Origin of the sequence: Streptomyces sp. MCA2, assembly GCF_023544705.1 — a bacterium.
Lineage (GTDB): Bacteria > Actinomycetota > Actinomycetes > Streptomycetales > Streptomycetaceae > Streptomyces > Streptomyces decoyicus.
In genome coordinates, this window is sequence record NZ_JAMJFM010000016.1 from 22514 (window position 1) to 47532 (window position 25019).

Genomic DNA, 25019 nt, shown 5'->3' on the forward strand with positions numbered 1-25019 from the left:
GGCAGGCCCGATGCCGTCCGTCCTTGCACGGAGCTGTTCGGTTCCCGTCGCTCCTGAGTACCAGGTGGACGGCCCACGGCGGAGCGGAAGGGTCCGTTTTCGGCCAGGGGACCGGTGTGCCCGGCGGGACGGGGAGGCGGCGGGCAGGCTCTCAGGCCCGCCCCATCGCCTTGGTCACCGCGATCTCGATCATGACGCGATCGGGGTTGGGCGTCGGCGTCCGGCCGTAGCGCTCGGCGTACCGGTTCACCGCGTCGGCCACCGACTCGGTGTCCGTACGCACCCGCGCGATGCCCTCCAGGGTTGCCCAGCGCCCCTTGTCGACCTGGCACACGGCGACGGTGGCGCCGTCCGCCCCGGCGGCGAGGATGTTCTTGACCTTGGCGCTGTCCTTGCGGGTGATGATCCGCGCGATGCGCTGCCCGGCGTCGTAGGTGACGCCTACCGGGACGACGTGCGGCGTCCCGTCCGTACGCAGCGTGGTGAGCGTCGGCATCAGGTACTCGCTCCAGAAGGCGAGGTACTCCGGGCTGAGGGCACTGAGGTCATGGGCCATGGGGGCAAGGGTAGTTCCGGGGCCGGGGCCCGGGGGCCGGGGTCTTCGGGGTTCAGAGGAAGTCGGTGGTCTCCAGGTCGAAGGAGAAGGGGGCGGGGAGGGGGAGGGGTTTGCCGATGGGTGCGGTGTTGATCCCTACGTAGTCGTCACCGGAGGGATCGCTGAAGAGCGTGATGGTGGCCTTGCTGCGGTCCACGAGCAGGTAGAGCGGGATACCGGCACGGGCGTAGCAGCGCCGCTTGGCGATGCGGTCGTGCTCCGGCTTGCTCGACGTGACTTCCATGACCAGGGCGACGCCTTCGCTGGGCATCCAGCGCTCGGCGTCCAGGAACAGATCCAGTTCAGTGGGCGCGAAGGTGGCATCGGGAATCACGTGGTTCTTCCGGTCGCCGGGACGCAGCAGGAGTCCCTTGCCCCCGGAGACATCCATATCCGTCGCGGACTTCGCCAGGATCTGCTTGGACAGCCGGCTGAAGTAACGCTCGTGGTTCCCGTCCGTCGGCGGCGTCACGATGATCTCCCCCTCGATCAGCTCGGCCCGGAAACCCTCGGGGGTCTCCAGGGCGAGGAAATAATCCAGGAGGGTCTCGTGGTCCGTCGCGATCGGCTCGTGTGCCATAGCCGTCATGCTGCACCTCCTCGTGGTCGAAGGCCAGTGTCGCCGGGCGGCGTGCGACGGACGGGCGCTTTCGGCCCCTGTTCCCTCGCACGAGTGAGCGAGGGAACGCGGGGTGGCACCCGGAAACAGCCTTGAGTGCCCTAGACTCAACTTATCGCACGTGGGTGTGAGCAGGATTGCGGTATGAGCAGCATTTCCCGCGTCCGGCCCCGGGCGGGGTCAGACTGAGGAAAGACGCTGTTCAGGACGAGTCGAGGAGGATCGCGAGGACGTGGACGCCGAGCTGACCAACAAGAGCCGGGAGGCGCTGAGCGCCGCCAACGAGCGGGCGGTCACCGCCGGACATGCGGACATGACGTCCGCGCATCTCCTGCTCGCGCTGCTGGCCGGGCAGGACAACGAGAACATCATGGACCTGCTGTCCGCCGTCGAGGCGGACGCCGCCGTGCTGCGCAACGGCGCCGAGCGGCAGCTCGCCGGGCTCCCCAGCGTGCAGGGCTCGACGGTCGCGCCGCCGCAGCCGGACCGCGATCTGCTCTCCGCCATCGCGGACGCCACTCAGCGCGCCAAGGAGCTCGGCGACGCCTACGTCTCCACCGAGCACCTCCTCATCGGTATCGCCGCCAAGGGCGGCCGCACCGGTGAGCTGCTGGCCGACCAGGGGGCGAGCGCCAAGAAGCTGCTCGCCGCCTTCGAGGCGACCCGCGGCGGGCAGCGGGTGACCAACGCCGACCCGGAAGGCACGTACAAGGCGCTGGAGAAGTTCGGTACGGACTTCACGGCGGCCGCCCGCGAGGGCAAGCTCGACCCGGTCATCGGCCGGGACCACGAGATCCGGCGCGTGGTGCAGGTGCTCTCCCGCCGTACGAAGAACAACCCGGTGCTGATCGGTGAGCCGGGTGTCGGCAAGACCGCCGTCGTCGAGGGGCTGGCGCAGCGGATCGTCAAGGGCGATGTGCCCGAGTCGCTGCGCAACAAGCGGCTGGTCGCGCTCGACCTGGGGGCGATGGTCGCGGGCGCCAAGTACCGCGGTGAGTTCGAGGAGCGGCTGAAGACGGTCCTGGCGGAGATCAAGTCCAGCGAGGGCCAGATCATCACCTTCATCGACGAGCTGCACACCGTCGTGGGCGCGGGCGCCGGCGGCGACTCCTCGATGGACGCCGGCAACATGCTCAAGCCGATGCTGGCCCGCGGTGAGCTGCGGATGGTCGGCGCGACGACGCTGGACGAGTACCGCGAGCGGATCGAGAAGGACCCGGCGCTGGAGCGGCGCTTCCAGCAGGTGCTGGTCGCCGAGCCGACCGTCGAGGACACGGTGGCCATCCTGCGCGGGCTCAAGGGCCGCTACGAGGCCCACCACAAGGTGCAGATCGCGGACTCCGCGCTGGTCGCCGCCGCCTCCCTCTCCGACCGCTACATCACCTCCCGCTTCCTGCCGGACAAGGCCATCGACCTGGTCGACGAGGCCGCCTCCCGCCTCCGTATGGAGATCGACTCCTCTCCCGTGGAGATCGACGAGCTCCAGCGCGCCGTGGACCGGCTCAAGATGGAGGAGCTGGCGCTGCGCAACGAGACCGACGCCGGCTCGCTCCAGCGGCTGGAGAAGCTGCGCAAGGACCTCGCCGACAAGGAGGAGGAGCTGCGCGGGCTGACCGCCCGCTGGGAGAAGGAGAAGGAGAGCCTCAACCGGGTCGGTGCGCTCAAGGAGAAGCTCGACGAGCTGCGCGGCCAGGCCGAGCGTGCCCAGCGCGACGGCGACTTCGACACCGCCTCCAAGCTGCTCTACGGCGAGATCCCGGGCGTGGAGCAGGCACTGGAGGAGGCGGCCGCCGCCGAGGCCGAGCAGGAGGCGTCCAAGGAGTCCATGGTCAAGGAGGAGGTCGGTCCCGACGACATCGCGGATGTGGTCGGCGCCTGGACCGGCATCCCGGCCGGCCGTCTGCTGGAGGGCGAGACCCAGAAGCTCCTGCGGATGGAGGAGGAGCTCGGCAAGCGGCTGATCGGCCAGACCGAGGCCGTACGGTCGGTCTCCGACGCCGTCCGCCGCACCCGCGCCGGCATCGCCGACCCGGACCGCCCCACCGGCTCCTTCCTCTTCCTCGGCCCGACCGGTGTCGGCAAGACCGAGCTGGCCAAGGCGCTCGCGGACTTCCTCTTCGACGACGAGCGGGCGATGGTCCGTATCGACATGTCGGAGTACGGCGAGAAGCACAGCGTCGCGCGGCTGGTCGGCGCGCCGCCCGGCTATGTCGGCTACGAGGAGGGCGGCCAGCTGACGGAGGCGGTCCGCCGCCGCCCGTACTCCGTCATCCTGCTGGACGAGGTCGAGAAGGCCCACCACGACGTCTTCGACATCCTGCTCCAGGTCCTCGACGACGGCCGGCTCACGGACGGCCAGGGCCGAACGGTCGATTTCCGCAACACCATCCTCATCCTGACCTCCAACCTCGGCTCCACCTTCCTCATGGACCCGCTGCTCAAGGAGGACCAGAAGCGGGAGAAGGTACTGGAGACCGTCCGCGCGTCCTTCCGCCCCGAGTTCCTCAACCGGCTCGACGACGTGGTGGTCTTCCACCCGCTCGGCACGGACCAGCTCCAGCGGATCGCCCGGATCCAGCTCGACCACCTCCAGCGCCGCCTCGGCGACCGCCGGCTCCGGCTGGACGTCACCGACCGTGCCCTGACCTGGCTCGCCTGGCTCGGCCAGGAGCCGGTCATCGACGCTCCGGCCCCGGACATGTCCTACGGCGCCCGGCCGCTGCGCCGTCTGGTCCAGACCGCCATCGGCGACCAGCTGGCCCGCGCCATCCTGGCGGGCGAGGTGCACGACGGGGACACCGTGCGGGTGGATGTGGACGGTGATCGGCTGTCGGTGGAGTCGGACGGGGCGCCCGGGGCCTGACCGGCGCCGCGATCCGGGCGCCGGGCCTCCCGCCCGGCCGCGTCCCTGATCATGTCCTTGACCGACAGCTTGACCGACAGCTTGACCGACACCTTGACCGCCGCCTTGCCCGTATCCGCTCCGTCCCGGGTTGCCAGGACGGGGCGGATGTGGGGGAGGATGGCAGGGACCATACGAAGGGAATTCCACGGTGAGCATCGACCCGTCCTCGATTCCGAATTTCGGGGGCCAGCCCGAACCCGAGCCCGCGGGGCCTGATGGTCCCGTCGTGCCAGACCAGGACCTGGTCAAGCAGCTCCTCGACCAGATGGAGCTGAAGTACGTCGTCGACGAGGAGGGTGACCTCGCCGCCCCGTGGGAGCAGTTCCGCACGTACTTCATGTTCCGGGGCGAGGAGGAGCAGCAGATCTTCTCCGTCCGTACGTTCTATGACCGTCCCCACGGCATCGACGACAAGTCGAAGCTGCTGGAGGCGATCGACGACTGGAACCGCCGGACGCTGTGGCCCAAGGCCTACACCCACACCCATGACGACGGCACGGTCCGTCTGATCGGTGAAGCATCGATGCTGATCGGCACCGGTGTCTCGCTCGAACACTTCGTGTCGAGCACGGTCAGCTGGGTCCGCGCCTCGATCGAATTCGACAAGTGGATCGTCGAGCAGCTCGGCCTGGAAGCCGAGATCGAAGGCGACTCCGAAGAGAAGCCGGGTGACGACGAGGCCTGAGCCCCGTCCGTCCCACACCCACCCTGCTGCGCGGGCCCCGGAGCTTTCGGCTCCGGGGCCCGCGTCTGTCTGGTGACGGGGGCCTGGTCGGCCGGTGCGGCGCACGGCTCGCGCTCCGGCTCTGTCGGCGATGCCCCTTCCGGCCGACTTGATCATCTTCGGCCGGCCGTGGAACCGTACTGGGCACATCGCTCGTCCACATACGCGGAGTTGAGCGGACGCGGAGCCAAGGGGGAGGCCGGCGGTGTCCATCGAGCTGCCTGATGAAGTCGTCTGGATCATGGACCTGATGGGCCTGGAATGGCCCGACATCGACGAGGACGAACTGCGGGCGTGGGCCGGCCACGTACGGGAATTCGGCCAGAACCTCGCGGAGGGGCACAGCGGGCTGGACTCCACGCTGAAAGGACTCGCGGACGCCTACGAGGGTGCCTCCTACGATGCCTTGCTCAGCCGGTGGAACCAAGTCTCCGGCGAACACCACACGGTCCTGACCAACTGCTGCGACGTGCTCGCCACGGCACTTGAGGTGGCGGCCGTCGGCGTGGTCGTGGCCAAGGGCGTGGTCATCGCCCAACTCGTCATCACCGCAGTCGAGATGGCGGCCGCGGCCGCCGCGACGGTGGCCACCCTCGGCATCGCGGCAGCCGCCGAGGCGGCAGCCATCGAGATCGGCAAACGCATCATCAGAGAGGTCATCCAGGAGATCGAGGACGTCCTCATCGCCGAACTGGTCTCCATGGCGATCGAGCCCTTCCAGGCAGAGATCGAGAAAGCCGTATCCGGTCTTGTCTTCAAGGGCGTTGACGCTGCGCTGGGCGCTGCGGGGGGTGCGGCATGAGCAAGGGGTTCCGGGCGGACACGGGACACTTGGCGAAAGCGGCCAAGGAAGCCCACGGGCATGCGCAGCGAGTGGAGCACCACAGCAGCAATCTGGACTCCAAAACGCGCGGAAAACTGCTCGGCAAGGGCAGATTCGGGATGATCATGCAGAAGGCGGTCCGCCCGATCATCGACTCCATGATCACGGACATGTCCAAGTCCATGGCCAGGGGGCACCGGTCGATCGGGCACGGGCTGGATATCACCAAGAAGAACATCGACGACGCCGAAGAGGCGATACGGAAGGACCTGCGGCGTCACCAGGACGAGCGGGATGCGGTTCACCTGAAGCTCGGCCAGCGGGTACTCGGCGAGGACGACCTTCGTGACAAGTACGAGAAGCGCGTGGGCGAGCGCGTCGATGACCTCCGTCGGCAGGGTCACGGTCCGCAGCGGCATCTCGATCCGACCGACGACATGCTGAAGGACCGGCTGGGCACACCGACCGGGCCCAAGGACGGGAACGGGAAACTGCTCGAGGACGGCGACGGTAATCCGCGTATTACCCGCCAAGGCGGCTATGTGCAGACCGAAAAAAAGATCGACCCGGTGCACGGACCGAACGCCAAGGAGCGGTTGGGGGAGGACGCGTACCTGGATGCAGAGACAGGAAAGAAACATAAGTGCGATTCCTTCTCCACGGCCTTTAAGGGGGATCAAGGTGACGCATTCATGTATGCGGATGAGCATGCCAGGGGTAGAATTGACGGCGATAGAACACGAATGCCCAACTCCAACAGGCACGAAGTAATATTCTCGCCCGAAGATGCCTGGGGTCCTGGTGATCACAGTCAAAAGTTCCGCGGATTTTACATTGACCCCGACAACCCGATGAATGCCGATGAAAGCATCAACTATAAGCCGGTCGACTTTCAGCATGCGAAGATAAAGGCGATATATGCGCCGGATGGGAATGGCGGACACAGATTGGTGACCATGTTCCCGGAGCCGGTAAAAATCTTCAATAGGTGAGGTGGGAATGTACTCCAGGCAGTTCAGGCCATCGAGTATCCCGCATTTTTTCGCGGAGGTGGGCGGGGTCGGTAAATTCTTCAGGTCCTGCCTCAATATTGAGTTCATCGATGACGTCCCCGTTTACAAGTCGTACATCGTCCGAAACCCTAAATCGCCAGACGCCCGGAATCTGCGTGAAGCGTTGGAGTACCTGCTTCGTGAGCGGTCTGCCACCGTAGAGGACTGGTACGAGCTGACCAGGGTCAACTTCTGGCGCGATGACCTTCTGTACGCCTACCTCCAGGATCTGTACGACTACTTCTACGGCGACCGCAAGGAGCCGCCGGAGTCCCCGGATGATGTCCCGCCGCCCGGCTACGGGGTTTGACGCCCCGTCGCACCACGGGTTGCGCGTGGGAAGATTGGCCGCGCCCGATCAGCTCGAACTCTCGATGGACGGAGTCTCCGTTTCATGACAATGCGCGACGAACTGCCACCGCGCACCGGCCCGTGGGCCAGCCGTTTCGACACCGAGGACGCTCTGGTCCAAGCGGACGACGCCCTGCGTGAGGCGGCGCTGAAGAATCATGATCTCGCACCGATTCTGCCGTTCGAGGCGGTTTACGGAGAGGGCGAGAACTGCCTGGGAAAGGCCACGGCGATCACCATCGATCCCCGGCGGCCGTACAGCCCGAGCGGTGAAGTGAACTACGTCTACGCGGACTTCTCGACGCGCGGCCTGCTGTACGGGGTGTACCGCCCGGCGCAGGATCTGGAGAGCGAGGACGGACCGGAGAACGAGGCCGACCTGCGGAACACCACGCTCTACCCGTACCCGGGCGGCTACGAGGAAATAGACCCGGTCACCGTCGCGCTCGCCGATATCGGTCTGGACGTACCTGGCGTCGATCGCCGCTTGGTGAACTTCTGTGCCGGAATTCTCGGCGTCGAAGCGGTCGACGACCTCGGAATGCTCCGCGAGACGTTCGATGCGGCCTGGCCCGACTATCAGGACACGATTCGTGCGGGGCTGAAGCACCTTGTGGCGAACCAGCCGCTGACGGTGGAGCAGTGGTTCGGGCTGACCTATGTGCCATTCCCGGACCAGCGGGAGCTGAGGGCGTACCTGGCTCAGGTCTATGCGTACCTCTTCGACGACTTCGAGGCCATGCCGGTCGCTCCTCAGTGAGGTGTATTCCGGAGGCGCCGCCGACCGAGGAGTACTGGTGGTGAGGGGGCGGGGCGCCGGAGCGCCCCGCGGGGCCTCGGTCAGAGTTTGCTGAGCCGTTCCGCCGCCTCCCGCAGTACCTCTTCCCGCTTGCAGAACGCGAAGCGGACGTACGGCGCGCCCTGGTCCTTGTGGTCGTAGAAGACGGCGTTGGGGATGGCGACGACGCCGGCGCGTTCGGGCAGGGCGCGGCAGAAGGCGAAGCCGTCGTCGTGGCCGAGGGGGCGGATGTCGGTGGTGATGAAGTAGGTGCCGGAGGGGCGGAAGACCTGGAAGCCGGTGGCGATCTACTGCCGCATATCCCAGGCGGACGATGACGACCAGACCGGCGTCGACCGCCAAGAGCGCATCTGCCGCGAGATCGCCGAACGGCGAGGCCTCGTGATCGATCCCGCCCACGTCTTCGTGGACAACAGCCGTTCTGCCTGGAGCCGCAAGCGGAAGCGGCCGGGATGGGACCGACTTCTGAACGACGCCCGGAATCGCAGCTTCCGGCACATCATCGCCTACCACCCCGACCGGCTCATGCGTCAGCCCCGGGACCTGGAGGAGCTGCTCCAGGTCTCCGACGACCACGCGATCACCCTCCACGGCGAGGCGAACCGGCGGGACCTCGCCGACCCCGACGACCGCTTCATCCTCCGCATCGAGGTCGCGCACGCATGCCGCTCCTCGGACGACACCTCACGGCGGTTGAAGTCCGCGATGCAGGACCGGGCGCGGGAGGGCAAGCCGCAGGGCGGCGTGAGGCGGTTCGGTTACGCCAAGGACGGCATGACGATCGTCGAGGAGGAGGCCGAGATCGTCCGGGAGGTGTTCGACCGCTACCTGAAGGGGGAGGGCCCGGCACCGATCGCGAAGGACCTGCACAGCCGGGGCATCCACACGGCCGGCGGCAAGGCATGGACGGGCGGCACCGTCCGCGCGCTGCTCGACTCCCGGCACGTCGCCGGAATCCGCATGCATCAGGGTGAGGAGATCGGCCCGGGCACCTGGCCCGCGATCATCGACGCGGGCGTGTGGGCGGAGGCGCGGACGCGGCGCGAGTACCGATCGGCGGCGTACCGGGAGGCGCTGAGCAAGCCCGTGCAGCGGTATTACCTGCTGCGCGGTCTGGTTATGTGCGGGCGGTGCGGGACGCTGATGTCCGGGACGGCCAAGGGCACCGGGCCGGTCTACCAGTGCAACCGCCGGGGCCGGAACGACGAGAAGAAGTGCACCCGGTCGATCATGGCCCAGACGCTGGAGGACTTCGTCGCCGACGCCGCGGTCGAACTGCTCGGCAAGCTACGGGTGGACGGCCGACTCGCCAGCAGCAACCTCTCCGAGAGCGTGACCGAGGAGCTGGAGGACGACCAGCGGCTGCTCGGCGAACTAAACCAGATGTGGACCGCGAAGGAGATCTCCACGGCGGAGTACCGCAAGATGCGCAAGGAGATCACCGACCGGATCGCCAAGGCTCAGCGCAAGGTCGTCGTCCGTCCGATGGTGCTCCTCGACGGTCTGACGGGCCCGGGCGCGCGGGCTGCCTGGAACGCTGAGGACATGACGGACGAGCGGCGCAACGCGGTGCTGCGGTTCCTCTTCTCCGGGATCGTCATCGACGAGCCGAAGAAGTTCGGCCGGTACATGGACTGGGACCGGATCGGCATCGAGCAGAACCCGCTGTAGCGGGGCGAGGCCGGTGGAATTCACCCTGCCGACCGAGGCGATGAAGGGCGCAACATAGCCGACGAACGCCGGTTAGCCTAACCGGCGATTCTCCGGACCATGGACCTCCCCAGCCAACCCGCCGGCCCTCACCACACACCGGCGGGTCGCCGACCGAACGCCGCCCTGAGGACGTCCATGCCCCAACGCCAGACCGAACCCGCCGTCATCCAGCCCGTCATCGCCCCCGAAGGAGCCCGCGCCGTCCGTCAGAAGGTGGACTCGGCGAGGGACGCCGCTCTCCAGCGTGTATGCGCGGGGTTCACGACGACGATCAGCCCCCCAGAGCGCCGCGCGGCTCGCGGACCTGCTCTCTACCTCGACCTACGTCCAGGCAGCCTGACCGGAGCCGGAGGAACGGCCCCGCCTCGTCGCGGGTCTGAGGACGGCCGACCCAGGCTCGCAGGGCGGCCCTGCAGCCGCTAGCAACCGGCATCAGCGCACCGGCTGGCAGCTTCGGATACGCCGCCGAGTACGCGTTCGCCGTGAGCTGTGTGGTTTCTCGGTCGAACGCTGGATCTTCGCGCGCGGGTGTGGCTGTCTTGGTGTTCCGCCTGGAGCGCTGGCCCGCAGGAACAGAAACCCCAGCGCGCCCTGGGCCAAGGAATCACCTGTGGCCGGGTCTCATCCTCACGCGCCCTCGCGGCCCTCACCGACACGTCGGCACCGGGGACCGCGTGCCCCACCCCCACCACCCTGTGCACCGCCCGAAGAGGGCCCGTCGCACCCGCCTGCCCTGATGAAGGAGCCGCCACCCGATGAGCTACGACGCCCGCGAATGGGTGTGGGACCACAGCAACAGCAAGGGCACCGCCCGCATGGTCCTCGCCCTGATCGCCGACCGGTGCCGCGATCGCCGCTGCATCGCGTACGCGTCCGTGCCCACCCTCATGAAGCGCTCGAACGCCTCACGTACGGCCGTGCGCGACGCCCTCACGAAGCTGATCGCCAGCGGGGAGCTGACGCAGCTCGCGGGCCGCAAGGGGCCACGCGGAGAGACGTACTACCACCTCCCGATCGCCGCCTTCTTCCTCGCCGACCAAGCAGACGAGGGGGACCGGAATTCGGCCCCTTCGGGGGGTCGGATTCCGACCCTCGGAAGGCCGGAATCCGACCCTGCCGACGTCTTCGAAGGGGAGCGGGATAACGGCCCCGGGGACCGGATTCCGACCCTTGGGGGGACCGGATTCCAGCCCTCCGGGGGCACGGATTCCGACCCCCAGAACGGTAGTGAACCGAAGGTGAACGGTAAGAGCAGCAGCTCTGCCGCCCTCATTACCGCCGTCCAGTGGGAGATCGACGACGCCACCTGGGCCTGGCTGCGGCACGACGGGCACCTCGCCCGACTCGGCGAGCACGGTCTGCGGGCGGCCGACGAGAAGTGGCGCACCTACCGGGCGACGTGGGCGCCCCGCCCAGCCGCCGCGTGGGGCGCCGACTGGCGCACATGGATTGCCCGGGAACGCACTCCCACCCCGGAACGGCCGAACCTGCGCGCCCTGCCCGGCGGTGCCGCCCCACTCGCAGGCGGCATGACCCGCGCCGAAGCACACACCGCCGCCCTCCTCGCCGCCCTCGACGAACCGACAGGAATGGAGTAACCCACCCCCTTGGAACGCCGCGAAGTCGCCGCCGTCCTCGCCTACATCGGCCGCCTGGACCCCCGCACGATCCGTACCGACCCAGGCGAGGCGCGCGACCAGCTCGCCCAGTGGCACGAACTGCTCCACGACGTCCCCTTCGCCACGGACCACTGCTGGGATGTCCGCGAGGTGATTCGGGCGCACGTCCTCGACTCGCCCTACCCGATCCTGCCCGTGGACGTCGCCCGCGCGTGGCGCACGTACCCCCGCGACTGTATCGACCGGCACACTGACCCCGCGCCGGCCGCCGACCCCGACGACCCGACCGCATGGCGGGCCGAACTGCTCGGCACCCGGCAGGCCGTGGCCACCGGAACGGCTGCGCCCTCGACGCACCGACAGCTCACCAACGGTGGCCCGCACCTCGACGTGGAGGCCCGTCTGCGCGCCATCGGATCGTGCGTCCCACCGACAATCCGCGCCGCGCTCGCCCCCTACCGCCCGGCCCGTGCCGCACGCGAGGCCGCCGTCGCCGCAGGGCTCCCGGACGCCCTTGGCGTCCGGTGCCCGTGGTGCCATGCCCGCGAGGGCGAACCCTGCCGCAGTCGACGTGTGGGCCCCGACGGCCGCGCCCGAGGCAACGCGCCCCGCACCACGCCTCACCCGACGCGCCTCGACCTCGCCGCCGCGGAAATCACCCGACAGGGAGCTGCGTGACCTACCCCTTCGAACCCTTGTCCCTGCTCGCGATCGGCGCGCCGTTCCTCGTCGTCGCCTTGCTCGCTGGATGGCTGCTGCGCCGACGCACCCGGAAACCCGGTGTCGGCCAGCGACGGGGCACCGCCGCCATCCCGGTTGCCGCTGTCGCCGCGATCGGCTGCACCGCCTACAGCGCGGACACCAGCTGGCGCTTCGCCGCCGACTACCTCGATATGGGCAGCACCGTCGAGCGCGCCGCGATGTTCGCCGCCGCCGAGCTCGGCCTGTTCGCCACCGCCCTGCTCGCCCGGCAGAACCTTAACGGCCCGAAGCAGGCGCCCGGCCTGCCCGGCACGCTCACCTGGGTGATCACCGGCGTGCAGATCCTGCCCGCCTATGCCGAGTCCGGGCTGGTGGGCGGAACCGTGCGGGCCTTCGTCGGCCCGGTTTTGGCGGCGATGCTGTGGCACCTGGCCATGGGCATCGAACTGCGCCACCGCAGCCCACACGCCGACTCCCGCAGTCTGGCCGCCGTCCTCGCCCGACAGATGCGGGAACGACTGCTGGCCCGTCTGGGGATTGCCGACCGAGACGCGGACGCCGCCCGGATCATCCGCGAGCGCGCCCTCGACCGGGCCGTCACCCTGATCCTCCGGACAGAGGCCATGACGCCCGAACGGCGTGCCAAGGGGCGAAGCCGGCGACTCACCCGCCGTCTACACCAAGCACTGGAGCAGGCCGACATCGACCGTGACGAACGCCAGGACGAGCTGCTGCTGCGCAAGCTCGCCACTCGGCAACAGGCGCTCGCCCTGGCCTCCATTCCGCTGCCCCAGCGTTGGCCCGCCCTCGCCACAGGCACGACGGGCGGCTCCCCGCCTGCCCGACCGCGCACCACAGCGACGAAGCGGGCAGCGACTCCCGGCCGCCCGCCCGAGGGCGATGCGGGCGATGACACCACCGACCGGGCTGTCCGTCCGGAACCGGGAAAAAACCGCCCGTACAGGTCCGCCCGCACCACTACGAGCCCGGAGGTGATACCGGGCGAGGAACCGACGGATGCCGATCCGGGCAAGGCCGGGCGGGCGAAGCCGAATCGCCCGGGCCACAAGCCGCGGGCGACACGGGACCTCCTCACCGAATACGCCCATCGCATCCTCGGCGAGACCGGATGCCTCTCCCGCGACCTGCTGGAGGACACCGTGCGCGAGGACGGCTACAGCGTCGCCAGCGACACCGCCGGCGAGGTCGTCCGCACCGTCAAGACCGAGCTGAAGGCCGCTGGCGCCAGCCACCCCCACTGAACCCGCTCCACCCACAGCACCAAAGGAGAGCCGCTCAATGCACGACACACACCACGAACCTCCCATCGGCGAAACGGAGATGACAACCACAGCCCCAAACGGCACAGCAAGTTGTACCGGGAGCAATGCTCCCGGGATTGCCGCCCCTGGGGTGGCAGGAATGGCCCGGCACCAGGGGGCACCGGGCCAGCACGCAGCGACCGAGGGCGGGCCGCAGCCTGGTGGGGAACGGCCAGTCGAGTCGCTCTCGCGCAAGCGCCAACGTGCTCGGCAGCCGAAGCCGCTCAAGCGTCTGCATCAGCCCAGCTGCCGCATGAACGACTCCGAGTTCGCGCGCTTCACCAAGGCAGCCGGCCAGTGCGAGATGAGCAACGCCGCCTTCCTGGCCTACGCCGTGGACAAGGCAGCCCGCGACCTGCACCGCACCGCCGCTGAGATAGCCACCGAACGCGAAGTCATCGACGAAATCTTCGCCGCCCGTCGGCACCTGGGCCGCATCCACGGCCTCTTCAACCAGGTCGCCAAGGATCTCAACTCCGGCGCTGACGCACCCCACCTCGACGCCACCGCCCAGGCGGTCCTCGACGCGGCCCGCCGCATGGAGGACGCCGCCGACGCCATGCTTGCCCACCGCAACGGTGACGCCCCGGCATGATCCCCAGTATCCACAAGCGCGGCAGCAAGACAGTCGGCCTGATCCGCTACCTCTACGGACCCGGCACCCACGAAGAGCACATCGACCCGCACCTGGTCGCCGCCTACGACCCGCTCACCCCTGACCCCGGCCGCGACCCCAACGCCACCTACGAGCAGCTTCAGCGCCTGCTCGACCGGCCCGTGAACGCCCTGCCCACCAACCGGCGTCCCACCAAGCACGTGTGGCACCTGTCCGTGCGAGCCAGTCCCGAGGACCCGAACCTGTCCGACGAAGAATGGGCCGCCATAGCCCACCGCACGGTCGCCGCCACCGGCATCGCCCCCGACGGCGACGAACGAGCCTGCCGGTGGGCGGCCGTCCGTCACGCCGACGACCACATCCACATCATCGCCACCCTCGTACGCGACGACGGCCGTCGACCTCGGCTGCACAACGAAGCCCGCCGCGCCCAAGCCGAGGCCCGCCGCGTCGAAGCCCACTACGACCTACGTCGTGTTGCACCCGGCGACGGCACCGCGGCCAAGCGCACCACCAGCGCCGAGCGGCACAAGGCCAAACGCCAGGGCCGGGACCGCGCCGTGCGCGAGGAACTACGCGAGACCGTCCGCTACGCGGTCGCCGGCGCTACCTCCACCAACGAGTTCCTCGACCGTCTCAAGGACGCCGGGGTTCTCGTGCGTACAAGGGTGCTGCCCTCCGGCGACCTGAAGGGCTACAAGGTCGCTCTGCCCGGCGACCGCAACAAAGGCCAGGAGCCCATTTATTACGCGGGCTCCACCCTTGCCCCCGACCTGTCCCTGCCGCGCATCCAGGAACGCTTCGCCACCGACCCCGCCTCAACGCAAACCATCGACAGTGAGCGGCCTGAACGCCGCACCAGCCCCTCGGCGCCCGCTGCGGCACGACGCACCACCACCCACGCGGCCTGGCAAGCGCTGCTCGTCGTGGGCCACAGCGGTGACGAGAGCGCGGCGGCAGCCCAGATCGCCGCCACCGGCGAGGTTCTCGATGCCCTTGCCAAGACATCCGCGCTCCACACCCGCAACGAGCTGCGCCAGGCGGCCTGGGCATTCGAGCGGGCCTCCCGCTCCCACACCCGAGCCGAGTTCCGCCACGCACAGCACCTGCGCCGGGCGGCCCGCGAGCTAGTCCGCGGCGGGCCCGCGTTCGGCCGCGGCGAGGACGGTTCCAGCACCGCGATGGTCCTCGACGCGCTGGTCTTCGTCGCCATCGCCGCCGCCCACTGGCACGCGAAACGACAACACGCACAGCAGGCCGAGGCCGCCCGCCAGGCCGCCGACCATCTGCGGGCCGCCTACCAGCAGGCAGCCCGCGAGCCCGTCACCGTGCTGAGTGAGCGTGGTCGCAGTATCGCCCCATCGCTGCGCCGCCACCACGCGAGCACCCTGCGCGCCGCTCTGCCAGAGGTCGCTGAGACGGTCCTGGCCGAGCCCGGCTGGGATGCCCTGGCAGCCACCCTCGCCGACGCCGAACGCGCCGGCCACAACCCCCACGCCCTGCTCGCTGAGGCCGCCGCCCGCCGAGAACTGGACACCGCCGATGCCATAAGCGATGTCCTCGTCTGGCGCCTGCGTCACACCGCGGACCTCCCCGTCTACGCCCCGGCCCCGGCCCCGAAAAGCCCACAGGCCAACCAGTTCAACGGTCAGGTGGCTTCCCCACGGCAGATACCGGCACCAACGGCATCACGCACACCACGCCGCTGACCACAGCGAGGACACCGACCCGTTGAGCAAACCCGGATAGCGGTCGGCGAACGGCTGATGAGCCGATCACTAATGGTCGGCGCATCAGCTGTCCTCGCCCCACCCGTACGGCGCCGGCCCAGGCGTCGCGAAAATCCCAACTCCACTGTCAGTGCCTGCTGTCATGCTGAGCCTCACTTGCCCCAGACCGCCGTCCGGAGGACAGCATGAGCACCACCGATCTTGGTCCGCTGACCATCATGCGTCGCAGCGGCAGGGAGCCGATACGGGCCTACGGTGAAACAGTCGGGAAGCTCGGCGAGTTCTGGAGTTGGGCATGCTCCGACCTGGCTAACAACACCATGCGCGGTGTCCTGGCCGAGTACCTTGTGGCCACGGCCCTGGGCGCCGCCACGGGTACCCGCACTGAATGGGACACCGTAGACATCCGTACGCCCGAGGAGTGGCGCGTCGAGGTGAAGTCGGCGGCATACCTGCAGTCGTGGGCACAGTCTCAGCTGTCGGAGATCTCGTTCTCCATCGCACCGACCTCCGGCTGGGATGCCCACGCCGGCACCACCTCGGCCGACGTACTGCGCCGCTCGGACGTGTACGTCTTCTGCCTGTTGCACCACCAGGACAAGCAGACCCTCGACCCCCTGGGCCTCGACCAGTGGACCTTCTACGTCCTGCCCACCCGTGTCCTCGACGAGCGGTGCCCGAGCCAGAAGACGATCAGACTGTCCCGTCTGGAGCGCCTCAGCCCGATGAAGACAGACTTCCCGGGCCTTCAGAAGGCTGTCGCCGCGTGTGTCGAAGGGACGTCATAGGCCCAAGGGGCAGTCATACACAGCTCTACCCCGCCTGGCCAGAAGCCTTCCTTCAGATGCCCAGCTCCTCCTCGATCGCCATGGCCACGGCTGGCCATGGCGCATTCGGTTCACCGAACAGTCGCCAATAGCGGTACGAGGAACGAACCAGGGAGCTGACGCCCAGCAGCCCCGCCGAATCGGAGGCGATCGTTCCGATCACCCGGCGTGTGATTCCGCCGGCTCCTCGCGCGGCGGGACGGATGCCGTGCGCGAGGAGGAGTGTGGCGGTACGGACGGCGTCCAGCGTCCGCGGGGTTGCCACGAGCGCGTACTTGCCGAAGACAAGGTCGTGCCACGCCATCCGCGTTCGTGCCCAGGCCAGCCGTTCCAGCCCGGTGCCGAGGTCTACTGCCATGCGCGCAGGGTTGTCGGCGTTCCAAAGGAGGACGATGTCGCCAAGAGGCAGGTCGAGGTGGTTGAAGCGAAGTGTCACGCCTTGGACTGGGCATCGCCGCCATGCTGCCAGCTTGCCGTGGACGCTGATGTGGCGCGCATGGAAACCCAATCGCGACATGACGCTAAGCCAGCCATCCAAGATCGCCCCGTACTCGTCCATGCACTGAATCGGCTGGACACGGGAGATGTTGACGAACGAGGTCAGAAACCCTTCCCGCAGGTCACCTGATGCGTCGCGCTGTCCGGTGAAGCGAACGACGGGTTGGGACAGGAAGCCTCTTCGATAGGTCAGCGGACGCCCGTCCTTGAGAAGGGGGTCGAGAGCTTGGACGGCTGAGATTGTCAGCTCAGTCTCACGGCCCCATCGAAGTGGCAGACAGTCGTCCCGGAGAACGCCCTGGGCCACAAAGCCCGAATTCAGCTCCGCCAATAGCTCCTCCCACGATGGAGCCCGACGGGGCGGACGGTACGGCGATCCCCTGTGCACATGCTCGATCGTGATCCGCCCGTCGGCGACAGTGAACTCCCAGCGTGCCCCGAGAGCTCGGCGCAAGACCGCAGGTAAGAGGACCTCTGTATCGGTCGGCGCCCCGGGCACGAACCCTCTGAGGCCGCTCGTCAGCATGGCTGAGTCGACATCGCCGTAAAGTGGCGGGCCGCATCGAAGCGATGCATGCCGACTTCCTGGACCTCCATGTGCTTGAGGTCCTCGGCCTGTTCGATCGCCAGGGCGAGAAGCTCCGCTGCTGTTTCATCGTCCTCGTCGGGGTCGGCCACCGTGATCACGCCCGTCTGATCGCACAGGGCCGCCTCGGCGCAGGTTCCCTCGCGCCATGTGAGCGCAGCCATGGGAGTGCCAGCACGGAGGGACTCGCCGAAGACCGCGGCGCCGGCCTCCACGTACGTACGGGCGTACGTGGAGACGAAGACGGAGCCGTCGCGAATGGCAGCGGTCTTGGCGGAGCCGCCGAGTTCACCGACCCACTTCACGTGGTCCGCGCTGAAGAGGCGTTCGTGACGTCGCACATACGCGTCGTCGAAGACAGGCCCGACGATCTGTATCCGGCGGCCGAGGATCTGGGCGGCGCGAGCGGCGATATGCGGTGCCTTCTCCTCATCTATTCGGCCGAGCCACACGAGGTCGCTACCGGCGACGGCCGGAGGCTCCTCCTCGCGCAGGCCGAGGTGAACGGCGAGTTCGGGGATCGGCTGGTGGTCGGCATACCGCTCGATCATCTCCGGCGAGTAGCAGTAGAGCCGTGATCGCTGACCGTCGAAGGCCGTACCGGCGTGCTGGAAGACGGGCGAGTGCTGGAACGTGGCGACGTCACAGCCCAGCTCGTTCCAGGTGCGCGTCCAAGAAGGCAGCGACGGGTACTCGTGCCCCACGACCAAGAGGTCGTATCCGGTGCTGCGGAGCTCGCGCTCGGCGAGTGATCCAGCGGTGATGTCTTCGAGACGGACCGGCCGACGGACCCAGTCGTTCTCCAGGTCCGTGAGCCAGCCCGGCCCAAGAAGGTGTACGTCGGCGCCTGCGGCTCGGGCGCCTACAGCGACCGCCCACAGCCATCGTTCGATTCCGCCGTATCCGGCAGGTGGAAAGGCGTAGCTCCCGGGGAAATCGCAGACGCCGACGAGCACGTTATGCCTCCGGTGTTCCGTCCGCCGAGATACGGCGGAAGCCGAGGTACGGGACGAGTGATTCGGGCAGGAGGATGGAGCCGTCCTGCTGCTGACACTGCTCAAGCAGAGCGGCCAGGGTGCGGCCGACGGGGAGACCGGAGCCGTTGACGGTGGCGACGAGCTTGGCCTTGCCGTCCTCACCTCGGGTCCGGATGTTCGCACGGCGGGCCTGGAAGGTGCCGAAGTTGGAGACCGAGGAAATCTCGCGGTACGTGTTCTGGCTCGGGATCCAGACCTCAATGTCATACGTGAGCTGAGCGGAGAAGCCCGTGTCGCCGGCCGCCAAGGTCACGACCCGGTAGGCGAGGCCCAGCTCCTTGAGGCACGCCTCGGCGTGGCCGACCATCTTCTCCAGCTCAGCGTCAGCGTCCGCCGGGTCGACGATCCGGACGATCTCCACCTTGGCGAACTGGTGCTGGCGGATCAGGCCCCTGGTGTCGCGGCCGTACGACCCGGCTTCCGACCGGAAGCATGGCGTGTGCGCGGTGAGCCCCAGCGGCAGCTCGGCCGGAGGGATGATCTCGTCGGCATAGAGGTTGGTCAGCGGCACCTCGGCCGTCGGGATCAGGAACAGCTCGCGGTCGGCAACGCCGGTCTTGAACAGGTCCTCCTCGAACTTCGGCAGCTGTCCTGTGCCGGTCATCGTCTTGCGGGTGACCATGTACGGGACAGCGTGCTCGATATACCCGTGCCGACGGGTGTGCAGGTCAAGGAACAGCGTGGCCAGGGCACGCTCCAGCGCTGCTCCCGCACCGCGCGAGACCGCGAAGCGCGGGCCGGACAGCTTCGTCGCCCGCGCGAAGTCCAGAATGCCCATGGCCTCGCCGAGGTCGACGTGATCCTTCGGCTCGAAAGGGAAGGCCGGCGGAGTACCGACCCGTCGGACCTCGACCGCGAAGTCCTCGGAGTCGCCATCCGGGGCCGCATCGTCCGGCAGGTTCGGGATGCTGAGGAGGAGGTCGCGGAGCTGCTCCTCGACCTGACCCTGTTCGGTCTCGATGTGCCGGATCTGGTCCTTCAGCTCGCGGGCGCGCTCCTTCAGTTTGGAGATGTCGCCACCCTGCTTGGCCGTCTGCTGGACCTCGCTCGCCACCCGCTTGGATTCTGCCCGCAGCTCGTCGGCCGAGCGGATGTTCTGGTTGCGCCGGGACTGGAGGGACTCCAGCTCAGACAGGTCCAGAGAGTAACCGCGACGAGCGAGCCGACGAACCGCTTCGGCACCCATTTCAATCAGGGCGCGGGCATCATGCATGAGGAAGATCCTTCTGATCCGGCGGATGGGATGGGGATACCGGATCGACGGTAGCAACCGCTGGCCCCTCGCTGACCCGCAATATCGACGCGTCACTGCCGCCGGTGGCCTCACGAAGATTGCCCGAATCAAGATCATCCATGAGAGCCGTGATCAGAATGGGCAGCTCGTCGTCCGAAATGGCGACCGGCTCAAGGTATGGGGCCTCAGGAAAGAACAGCGGCATGGCCTCGTTGCCGGTGCGATGCCGGTCCCACAGGAGGAAGGACACCAGTAGTCCGTGGCCGACGAGGACGCGCGGACCGGGGTGCTCCACAGCAGCGAGCACGCCTGTGAGCATTCTGCGTATGCCCTCGCGCTGGGACTCCGCGGCGCCGGGCGGACGCTGACTGGAACCGTGTTTGTCGAGCCAGGACGCGTATTCGAGGAAGGACTTGCCCTCGAATACCCCGTAGTCGAGTTCGTTCAGCCGGGCGTCGATCACGAGTGCGGCCGACGGGACAGCCATCAGGAGCGAGGCAGTCTGACGGGCCCGCGGGAATTCGCTGGTCAGCCAGGTGGTCACGGAGTGGAGTGGCAGGACGCTCCAAGCGCCGCTCAGCGAGCTCCGGCCTTCCTCGTTCAAGCGGATGCACTGGGCCGGGTCGCCGTTTATGAGGTACCGCTTGCTGTAGTCCGTCTGGCCGTGCCGGAGGATGTGCGTTGTCATGATCTGCTCCGTGAGGTCGATGCCAAGAGCTGGGTGAGCACTTTTGCCATCAGGGGCGCCCGCGGGTCGACGGACTCCACGTAGAAAAGGAGCCCGTCGACAGCCAGCAGACGGCACCAGGGCGCGAGCACCGGGACGGGAATCCGCGAGACGCGTGCGGCGATGGCCAGTCGCCCGTCGGTAGCGCGCCCCAGGTCGTAGTAGACGGTCCAGAATGCCCAGTCGAAGGCCGGGTCACCCACCATGGGAAGTGGGTCGATCAGCCGGGGGTGCCCCAGCCGGTCGAACAGCACGTTCTCCCGATACAGGTCCGCGTGCAGCACCGTCGCCACACGGGAACCCTCCTCCAGGTCGGCGACGACAGGGAGCCCTGCTTCGACCAAGGCGCGCCAGTCACCGAGACTGCCCCTCTGTATTCGCCGTTCGAGCCGGGGCCAGACTTCCCTATCGAGGTAGTCAGCGAGGCGCGGAAGACTGTCCGGTCGGCACCTGCGCCGACCAGAGGCATGCAACCCATGGAGAGCCGCAGCCGCTATCTGAGTCTCCCGCCTCGGCCGGTACGAGCCACCGGGCTGTCCTCCCACGAGTTCGAGGGTGGCCACCGCCAAGTCGTCCGCGGCCTCCTCGACGCCGACTATCGGCCCGCCGGCCCAGAACCGCAGCGCGTCCAGCTCCCGGTGGTAGCGGGAAGGGTCGAACCATGCCTTGAGGAGCAGCGGACGCCCGTCAAGGCAGGTCGCCGTCGCGATCACTGAGGCATGTCCGGCGTCGTGATAAGCCCCGAGCGACAGCTTCCAGCGTTCCGCCGCGCGTGCCAGCCGCGCCGGGGCGGCATCGAGCCACCGCTGAGCGGCAGGCCCGTAGTGCGCGAGTAATCGCCGCCGGCATCCTGCGGGGATCTCTCCGAGCGTCCGCTTCGTCATCAGCTCAGCACGATCCCGTCCGAGACCAGCTCGTCGGTCAGAGCCGGGAACTCGCCCAGCGTCTCCGCGACGAGGGCCTGCACCTTGTCGACCTCGGCGGCCTGGGCCGAGAGACGCACCAGGATGCGCCACGGCTGATCGAGGCGCTGGCCGGTGGTGCTGACCAGGTGCACTTCCGCGTGCCCGTTCGTGGTCTCGTGCAGTCTCTCGGCCAGGCGCTGGGCAGCGATGTTGTAGAGCTTGCCGACGTGGTAGACGGGGTTCTTTCCATTGGCGCCCTCCAGGTTCATCGGCCGCAGCGGTGTGATCAGCCCGTTAACCCTGTTACCGCGCCCGACGACGCCCTCGTCCCCCGACTCGATCGAGCTTCCGGTGAAGGTCAGGTACAACTCGTCGTTCTCCGGTACGTCGCGGGCGTTGAGCCGGAAACGTGCCTGAGCACCGGGCAGCCGCAGGCAGGCGAGTCGGTGGCACTCGGCCAGGACGGTCTCCGCGTTGCGGATGTACTCGGACCGGGCGGCAACGTGGCGCGACTTCTGCGGGACGCACAGCACGACGTCGGCTTGGTCGCCGTCCCAGTAGCCCATGAGCTTGACGTCGGACCCGCACCAAGCGTTGGCACGAGTGAACTCGCTCTCGCCGGAGAAGTGGTTCACCAGCTCGCGGACGAACGACTCGAAGGCGTTCTCCGGAGCCCAGCCCGTTCCCAGTGAGGTGTCATTCGACAGCCGCACCCTCCGTTCCCGAAGGTCATCGACGGAGCGCGGATTGAACCAGCGCGTACGGTCAGGGACCCCGTCGCCGGTGAGGACGGCACCTGGGCTGGAGTTGCTGGTGATGTTGAAGACGATGTCGAGGTGGTCCGACACCTCGGGGAGCCGCTCGGCGAAGAACGCCCTGACCTCGGACTCAACAATCTCCTCGACGGGGATCTCCTCGCCCCCGCACATGGGGGCTGCCCGCCCGTTGACCAGGACCCGTACCGGAGCCGTCATCCTGCCGGCGCCATATCGGACCTCGCTGGCCCCGCCTAGGAGGGCGAGCTTGTCGAAGTTGTGGTGCAGCACGGCGCCGAAGCGCGCGACCGTGTGGTGGCTGTAGGCACGGGACAGCCGTTCTGCAAGGTGGTCGGCCAGGGTGTCCGGGTGTCCGAGGCCCTTCCGCTCGACAATGGTCGTCGTGTCCGGCCTGGCCATGGCGGTGTCGATGACCAGGTGGCTGTTGCCGATGATCGTGCTCGTGCGAGGCATCACAAACTCCCGTTCAGAGGTGGGCAGAAGGGGAAATGAGCGCAGGCGTCAGTACGCCTGGACAAGCGGTGAAGTAGGGATTCAGCGAGGAACGCCGGCGGCGCGGAGGAACACGATCGCCTGCGCGAGCAACCTGTATGCGGAGGCGGCCTGTTCTTCGGCGGCGAGTCGGTGAACGTCGTGGGTGGTGACGAGGTCGATGTCCTGGGTTCGCCGGCGGTCGAGCCAGAGGAGCAGGCGCCAGGCGAGAACAGGCCCATTGCACGGCAGCCGGGTAACGAGATCGGCTGGGATGCGTCCAGGCGGTACGCCTTCGTACAACAGGTCACGTACGAGGTGGAAGACCACGTCGGTGTAGTCGAGGACGGCCGGCCCGCAGGCGCTCGCCTCCCAGTCGACGACGTGCAGACGTTGGTTGTCGACAAGGAGGTGCTCGGGCTTGAGATCACCATGCAGGTGAACGACCGGGTGCGAATCGATCGACTGGAGCGCCTCATCCAGTACCGACCACCAGGGCAGCCACTGGCAGCGAGGGGAGAACTGATCCAGCAGGAACCGGCGCGAGGAAACAGGAGTGGTCCGCCGCACCCCCCAGCCGGAGCCAGGAGTGGTGCCGGCCGTAGGCCGGTGCAGTCTGCCGCTCACCGCCACGACGTGACTGATGTACTCCTCCATCGCCTTGTGCGTGCCTATCGAGCACGGCGTGCCATCCAACACCTGGAACGCCGTCCACGACCCGGCCCTGCCGTTTCCCGTGGCCAGGACGGTCGGAACCGAGATGCCCCGGAGGGCAGCACGCTCGACCGTCGCAGCCTCGCGTAGGCGCCGGCCCTCGGGTTCAATGCCCACGTAGACCTTCAGCAAGGCGCTGCCGTCCGTGGCGAACCGTGTTCTGGAGTGCGGCTTGAGGTCTGCCGGGCCGAACGGGCCGAGTTCCTGCTCGAACCACGACTCCGACATCTTCGTGCTGCGCACCCTTCGCACCTCCATCCAGCAGGCCGGGCCCTACTCGCGTCAAAGGAGCAGGCCCGATCACCAAAGCCAGTCGAGGTGCGGAGAATTGACCACATCACCCGGCGGCTTTCTCGGTCTCCTGCGACAGTAGGTACGGCGCCCCACAACACCCCGGAAAAACCTTCCGGGGTCTCTCTCGGCCACGAGGTGATGCTCAGGACATGCGAGGGATAACAGAGCATCTGACCACCGGTGAGCGCGTCGCCTGGTACCGACACCGACGTGGCCTTTCCCAAGAAGTCCTGGCTGGCCTTGTCGGACGCACCACGGACTGGCTGAGCAAAGCGGAAAACAATCGGATCGAGCTCGACCGCCTCTCGGTGATCACCTCACTCGCCAAGGCCCTCGACGTCTCCCTCGGAGACCTGCTCGCTGAACCGACCCTCCTGGAGTGGTCGAACGACAGCGGACGCCGCACGGTCCCCGCCCTGCGCGAAGCCCTCATGGACTACAAGCAGCTCACCCCCCTGCTGGGATCCCCACCCGACGAGGACGCGCCCGCCCTGGAGGACCTGCGGGCCAACGTGAAAGAAGCCCTCGACGCCTACCAGGTATCGCGCTACGGCTTCGCCACTCGACGGCTTCCCCTCGTTCTGACCGATGCCCTTGCCGCATCCCACGCGTACAGAGGGCTCGAAGGACAGGAGGCTCATGCCCAGCTCGCCCTTGCCTACCACGGTGCGGCAATGGTCCTAGGCAAAGTCGGGGAGTCGGAACTGGCATGGATCGCCGCCGACCGTGGCCTTGCGGCCGCGCAGCAAAGCGGCCGGAACACGGTGACAGGATCGCTCTTCCGAGCGGTTACGCACTGTCTGATGGCTACCGGTCGCTTCACGGCGGCGATCCAACTGGTGAACGATGCGGCAGCCGTCATGCAGCCCGGCCTGGGCACCGCGAACGACGAGTACCTCTCCGTCTACGGCACACTCTTTCTCGCCGGTGCCATGGCGGCCGCCCGAGCGGAGGACCGGTCGACCACGCAGACGTTCCTCCGGGAAGCCGACGAAACCGCACAACGACTTGGTGCCGATGCCAACCACATGTGGACAGCCTTTGGCCCGACGAACGTGGCCATCCATTGCGTAGCAACCTCCGGAGAGCTCGGAGACATCCAGGTAGCCGCGGATCTCGGGCAACGCATCGACACCAGTGGCTTGCCCGTGGAACGACGTGTGCGACACAGCATGGAAGTCGCCCGAGCACTCAGCGCCTGGAACCGGACCGATGAAGCTCTTGCCACCCTGCTGGAGGCCGAACGAGTCGCCCCCGAACAGGTACGCCACCACTACCTGAGCCGGGAACTGGTCGTCGGCTGGGTCCGCGGTACCCGAGGCCGCCCGTCCCAGCCCGTGGCAGACCTGGCACGCAGGCTCGGCGTCGTCGGCAGTTAAA

Annotated in this window: 23 protein-coding genes and 1 pseudogene; 14 read left to right on the forward strand and 10 right to left on the reverse strand. The window is 68.0% G+C overall.

Translation table 11 applies throughout. The features are described 5' to 3' along the window. Positions 1-151 precede the first annotated feature (151 nt). On the reverse strand, positions 152-556 hold the full coding sequence (locus tag M8I34_RS15520; protein WP_250050052.1) for a pyridoxamine 5'-phosphate oxidase family protein: 405 nt from the start codon (positions 554-556) through the stop codon (positions 152-154). A gap of 52 nt (positions 557-608) precedes the next feature. After that, positions 609-1184, reverse strand: a complete 576-nt coding sequence (locus M8I34_RS15525; RefSeq protein ID WP_250050053.1) for a Uma2 family endonuclease — start codon at positions 1182-1184, stop codon at positions 609-611. A gap of 262 nt (positions 1185-1446) precedes the next feature. On the opposite strand from M8I34_RS15525, the gene clpB reads away from it, so the two are divergent. The 6 genes from clpB to M8I34_RS15555 all read left to right on the forward strand — a co-directional run bounded on the left by clpB (position 1447) and on the right by M8I34_RS15555 (position 7829). Then, the gene (clpB, locus tag M8I34_RS15530) at positions 1447-4077 is read left to right on the forward strand and encodes an ATP-dependent chaperone ClpB (protein WP_250050054.1); all 2631 of its coding nucleotides are present in this window, start codon (positions 1447-1449) and stop codon (positions 4075-4077) included. A gap of 190 nt (positions 4078-4267) precedes the next feature. Then, entirely contained in the window at positions 4268-4804 is a 537-nt protein-coding gene (locus M8I34_RS15535) for a YbjN domain-containing protein (protein ID WP_244413821.1), read from the forward strand. 244 nt (positions 4805-5048) lie between these two features. After that, a complete protein-coding gene (locus tag M8I34_RS15540) occupies positions 5049-5645 on the forward strand; it encodes a hypothetical protein (RefSeq protein ID WP_250050055.1) in 597 nt (198 codons plus the stop codon). Beyond that, positions 5642-6658: a hypothetical protein gene (locus M8I34_RS15545; protein ID WP_250050056.1), complete on the forward strand. Its 1017-nt coding sequence runs from the start codon at positions 5642-5644 to the stop codon at positions 6656-6658. The genes M8I34_RS15540 and M8I34_RS15545 overlap by 4 nt, the downstream gene beginning before the upstream one ends. Positions 6659-6665: 7 nt before the next feature. After that, entirely contained in the window at positions 6666-7028 is a 363-nt protein-coding gene (locus M8I34_RS15550) for a hypothetical protein (protein ID WP_250050057.1), read from the forward strand. Positions 7029-7118: 90 nt separating this feature from the next. Continuing rightward, complete coding sequence (locus M8I34_RS15555) at positions 7119-7829, forward strand: hypothetical protein (RefSeq protein ID WP_250050058.1); 711 nt, start codon at positions 7119-7121, stop codon at positions 7827-7829. A gap of 80 nt (positions 7830-7909) precedes the next feature. On the opposite strand, the pseudogene M8I34_RS15560 reads toward M8I34_RS15555, so the two are convergent. Then, positions 7910-8146: pseudogene (locus M8I34_RS15560) on the reverse strand (aminotransferase); the annotation flags it as partial. Here M8I34_RS15560 and M8I34_RS41630 point away from each other — a divergent pair. From M8I34_RS41630 to M8I34_RS15595, 7 genes are all read left to right on the forward strand, one after another. Beyond that, positions 8118-9539, forward strand: a complete 1422-nt coding sequence (locus M8I34_RS41630) for a recombinase family protein (protein ID WP_250050059.1) — start codon at positions 8118-8120, stop codon at positions 9537-9539. The pseudogene M8I34_RS15560 and the gene M8I34_RS41630 sit on opposite strands and share 29 nt — an antisense overlap. Before the next feature lie 797 nt (positions 9540-10336). Then, the gene (locus tag M8I34_RS15570; RefSeq protein WP_250050060.1) at positions 10337-11179 is read left to right on the forward strand and encodes a helix-turn-helix domain-containing protein; all 843 of its coding nucleotides are present in this window, start codon (positions 10337-10339) and stop codon (positions 11177-11179) included. Between the two features lie 9 nt (positions 11180-11188). Further along, positions 11189-11878: a hypothetical protein gene (locus M8I34_RS15575; protein WP_250050061.1), complete on the forward strand. Its 690-nt coding sequence runs from the start codon at positions 11189-11191 to the stop codon at positions 11876-11878. Then, positions 11875-13164 (forward strand): hypothetical protein, encoded by a 1290-nt coding sequence (locus M8I34_RS15580; protein ID WP_250050062.1) that lies wholly within the window; start codon positions 11875-11877, stop codon positions 13162-13164. Before M8I34_RS15575 ends, M8I34_RS15580 begins: the two co-directional genes overlap by 4 nt. A 313-nt stretch (positions 13165-13477) precedes the next feature. Then, entirely contained in the window at positions 13478-13819 is a 342-nt protein-coding gene (locus M8I34_RS15585; RefSeq protein ID WP_250050063.1) for a plasmid mobilization relaxosome protein MobC, read from the forward strand. Then, positions 13816-15549, forward strand: coding sequence for a relaxase/mobilization nuclease domain-containing protein (locus tag M8I34_RS15590; protein WP_250050064.1), 1734 nt, complete (start codon positions 13816-13818; stop codon positions 15547-15549). Before M8I34_RS15585 ends, M8I34_RS15590 begins: the two co-directional genes overlap by 4 nt. Before the next feature lie 206 nt (positions 15550-15755). Then, a complete protein-coding gene (locus tag M8I34_RS15595; RefSeq protein WP_250050065.1) occupies positions 15756-16358 on the forward strand; it encodes a hypothetical protein in 603 nt (200 codons plus the stop codon). A 52-nt stretch (positions 16359-16410) separates the two neighbouring features. Here the strand turns inward: M8I34_RS15595 and M8I34_RS15600 are convergent, their stop codons facing one another. From M8I34_RS15600 to M8I34_RS15630, 7 genes are all read right to left on the reverse strand, one after another. Next, a complete protein-coding gene (locus tag M8I34_RS15600) occupies positions 16411-17226 on the reverse strand; it encodes a hypothetical protein (RefSeq protein ID WP_250050066.1) in 816 nt (271 codons plus the stop codon). Between the two features lie 188 nt (positions 17227-17414). Then, positions 17415-18437, reverse strand: coding sequence for a glycosyltransferase (locus M8I34_RS15605; RefSeq protein WP_250050067.1), 1023 nt, complete (start codon positions 18435-18437; stop codon positions 17415-17417). A 1-nt stretch (position 18438) separates the two neighbouring features. Further along, complete coding sequence (gene serS, locus M8I34_RS15610; protein ID WP_250050068.1) at positions 18439-19731, reverse strand: serine--tRNA ligase; 1293 nt, start codon at positions 19729-19731, stop codon at positions 18439-18441. Continuing rightward, a complete protein-coding gene (locus M8I34_RS15615; protein ID WP_250050069.1) occupies positions 19724-20440 on the reverse strand; it encodes a histidine phosphatase family protein in 717 nt (238 codons plus the stop codon). Before M8I34_RS15615 ends, serS begins: the two co-directional genes overlap by 8 nt. Beyond that, positions 20437-21363, reverse strand: a complete 927-nt coding sequence (locus tag M8I34_RS15620) for an aminoglycoside phosphotransferase family protein (protein WP_250050070.1) — start codon at positions 21361-21363, stop codon at positions 20437-20439. Before M8I34_RS15620 ends, M8I34_RS15615 begins: the two co-directional genes overlap by 4 nt. After that, complete coding sequence (locus tag M8I34_RS15625; protein WP_250050071.1) at positions 21363-22613, reverse strand: methionine adenosyltransferase; 1251 nt, start codon at positions 22611-22613, stop codon at positions 21363-21365. The genes M8I34_RS15620 and M8I34_RS15625 overlap by 1 nt, the downstream gene beginning before the upstream one ends. 81 nt (positions 22614-22694) lie before the next feature. Continuing rightward, complete coding sequence (locus tag M8I34_RS15630) at positions 22695-23588, reverse strand: phosphotransferase (RefSeq protein WP_250050072.1); 894 nt, start codon at positions 23586-23588, stop codon at positions 22695-22697. 200 nt (positions 23589-23788) lie between these two features. On the opposite strand from M8I34_RS15630, the gene M8I34_RS15635 reads away from it, so the two are divergent. Continuing rightward, the gene (locus M8I34_RS15635) at positions 23789-25018 is read left to right on the forward strand and encodes a helix-turn-helix domain-containing protein (protein ID WP_250050073.1); all 1230 of its coding nucleotides are present in this window, start codon (positions 23789-23791) and stop codon (positions 25016-25018) included. Position 25019 lies beyond the last annotated feature (1 nt).

Bases quoted from the DNA above. Each gene is read 5' to 3' on its own strand.
- M8I34_RS15520 (WP_250050052.1), bottom strand. From the start codon at position 556: ATGGCCCATGACCTCAGTGCCCTCAGCCCGGAGTACCTCGCCTTCTGG.
- serS (WP_250050068.1), bottom strand. From the start codon at position 19,731: ATGCATGATGCCCGCGCCCTGATTGAAATGGGTGCCGAAGCGGTTCGT.
- M8I34_RS15625 (WP_250050071.1), bottom strand. From the start codon at position 22,613: ATGCCTCGCACGAGCACGATCATCGGCAACAGCCACCTGGTCATCGAC.
- M8I34_RS15620 (WP_250050070.1), bottom strand. From the start codon at position 21,363: ATGACGAAGCGGACGCTCGGAGAGATCCCCGCAGGATGCCGGCGGCGA.
- M8I34_RS15635 (WP_250050073.1), top strand. From the start codon at position 23,789: ATGCGAGGGATAACAGAGCATCTGACCACCGGTGAGCGCGTCGCCTGG.
- M8I34_RS15545 (WP_250050056.1), top strand. From the start codon at position 5,642: ATGAGCAAGGGGTTCCGGGCGGACACGGGACACTTGGCGAAAGCGGCC.
- M8I34_RS15550 (WP_250050057.1), top strand. From the start codon at position 6,666: ATGTACTCCAGGCAGTTCAGGCCATCGAGTATCCCGCATTTTTTCGCG.
- M8I34_RS15525 (WP_250050053.1), bottom strand. From the start codon at position 1,184: ATGACGGCTATGGCACACGAGCCGATCGCGACGGACCACGAGACCCTC.
- M8I34_RS15570 (WP_250050060.1), top strand. From the start codon at position 10,337: ATGAGCTACGACGCCCGCGAATGGGTGTGGGACCACAGCAACAGCAAG.
- M8I34_RS15595 (WP_250050065.1), top strand. From the start codon at position 15,756: ATGAGCACCACCGATCTTGGTCCGCTGACCATCATGCGTCGCAGCGGC.
- M8I34_RS15590 (WP_250050064.1), top strand. From the start codon at position 13,816: ATGATCCCCAGTATCCACAAGCGCGGCAGCAAGACAGTCGGCCTGATC.
- M8I34_RS15615 (WP_250050069.1), bottom strand. From the start codon at position 20,440: ATGACAACGCACATCCTCCGGCACGGCCAGACGGACTACAGCAAGCGG.
- M8I34_RS15555 (WP_250050058.1), top strand. From the start codon at position 7,119: ATGCGCGACGAACTGCCACCGCGCACCGGCCCGTGGGCCAGCCGTTTC.
- M8I34_RS15585 (WP_250050063.1), top strand. From the start codon at position 13,478: ATGAACGACTCCGAGTTCGCGCGCTTCACCAAGGCAGCCGGCCAGTGC.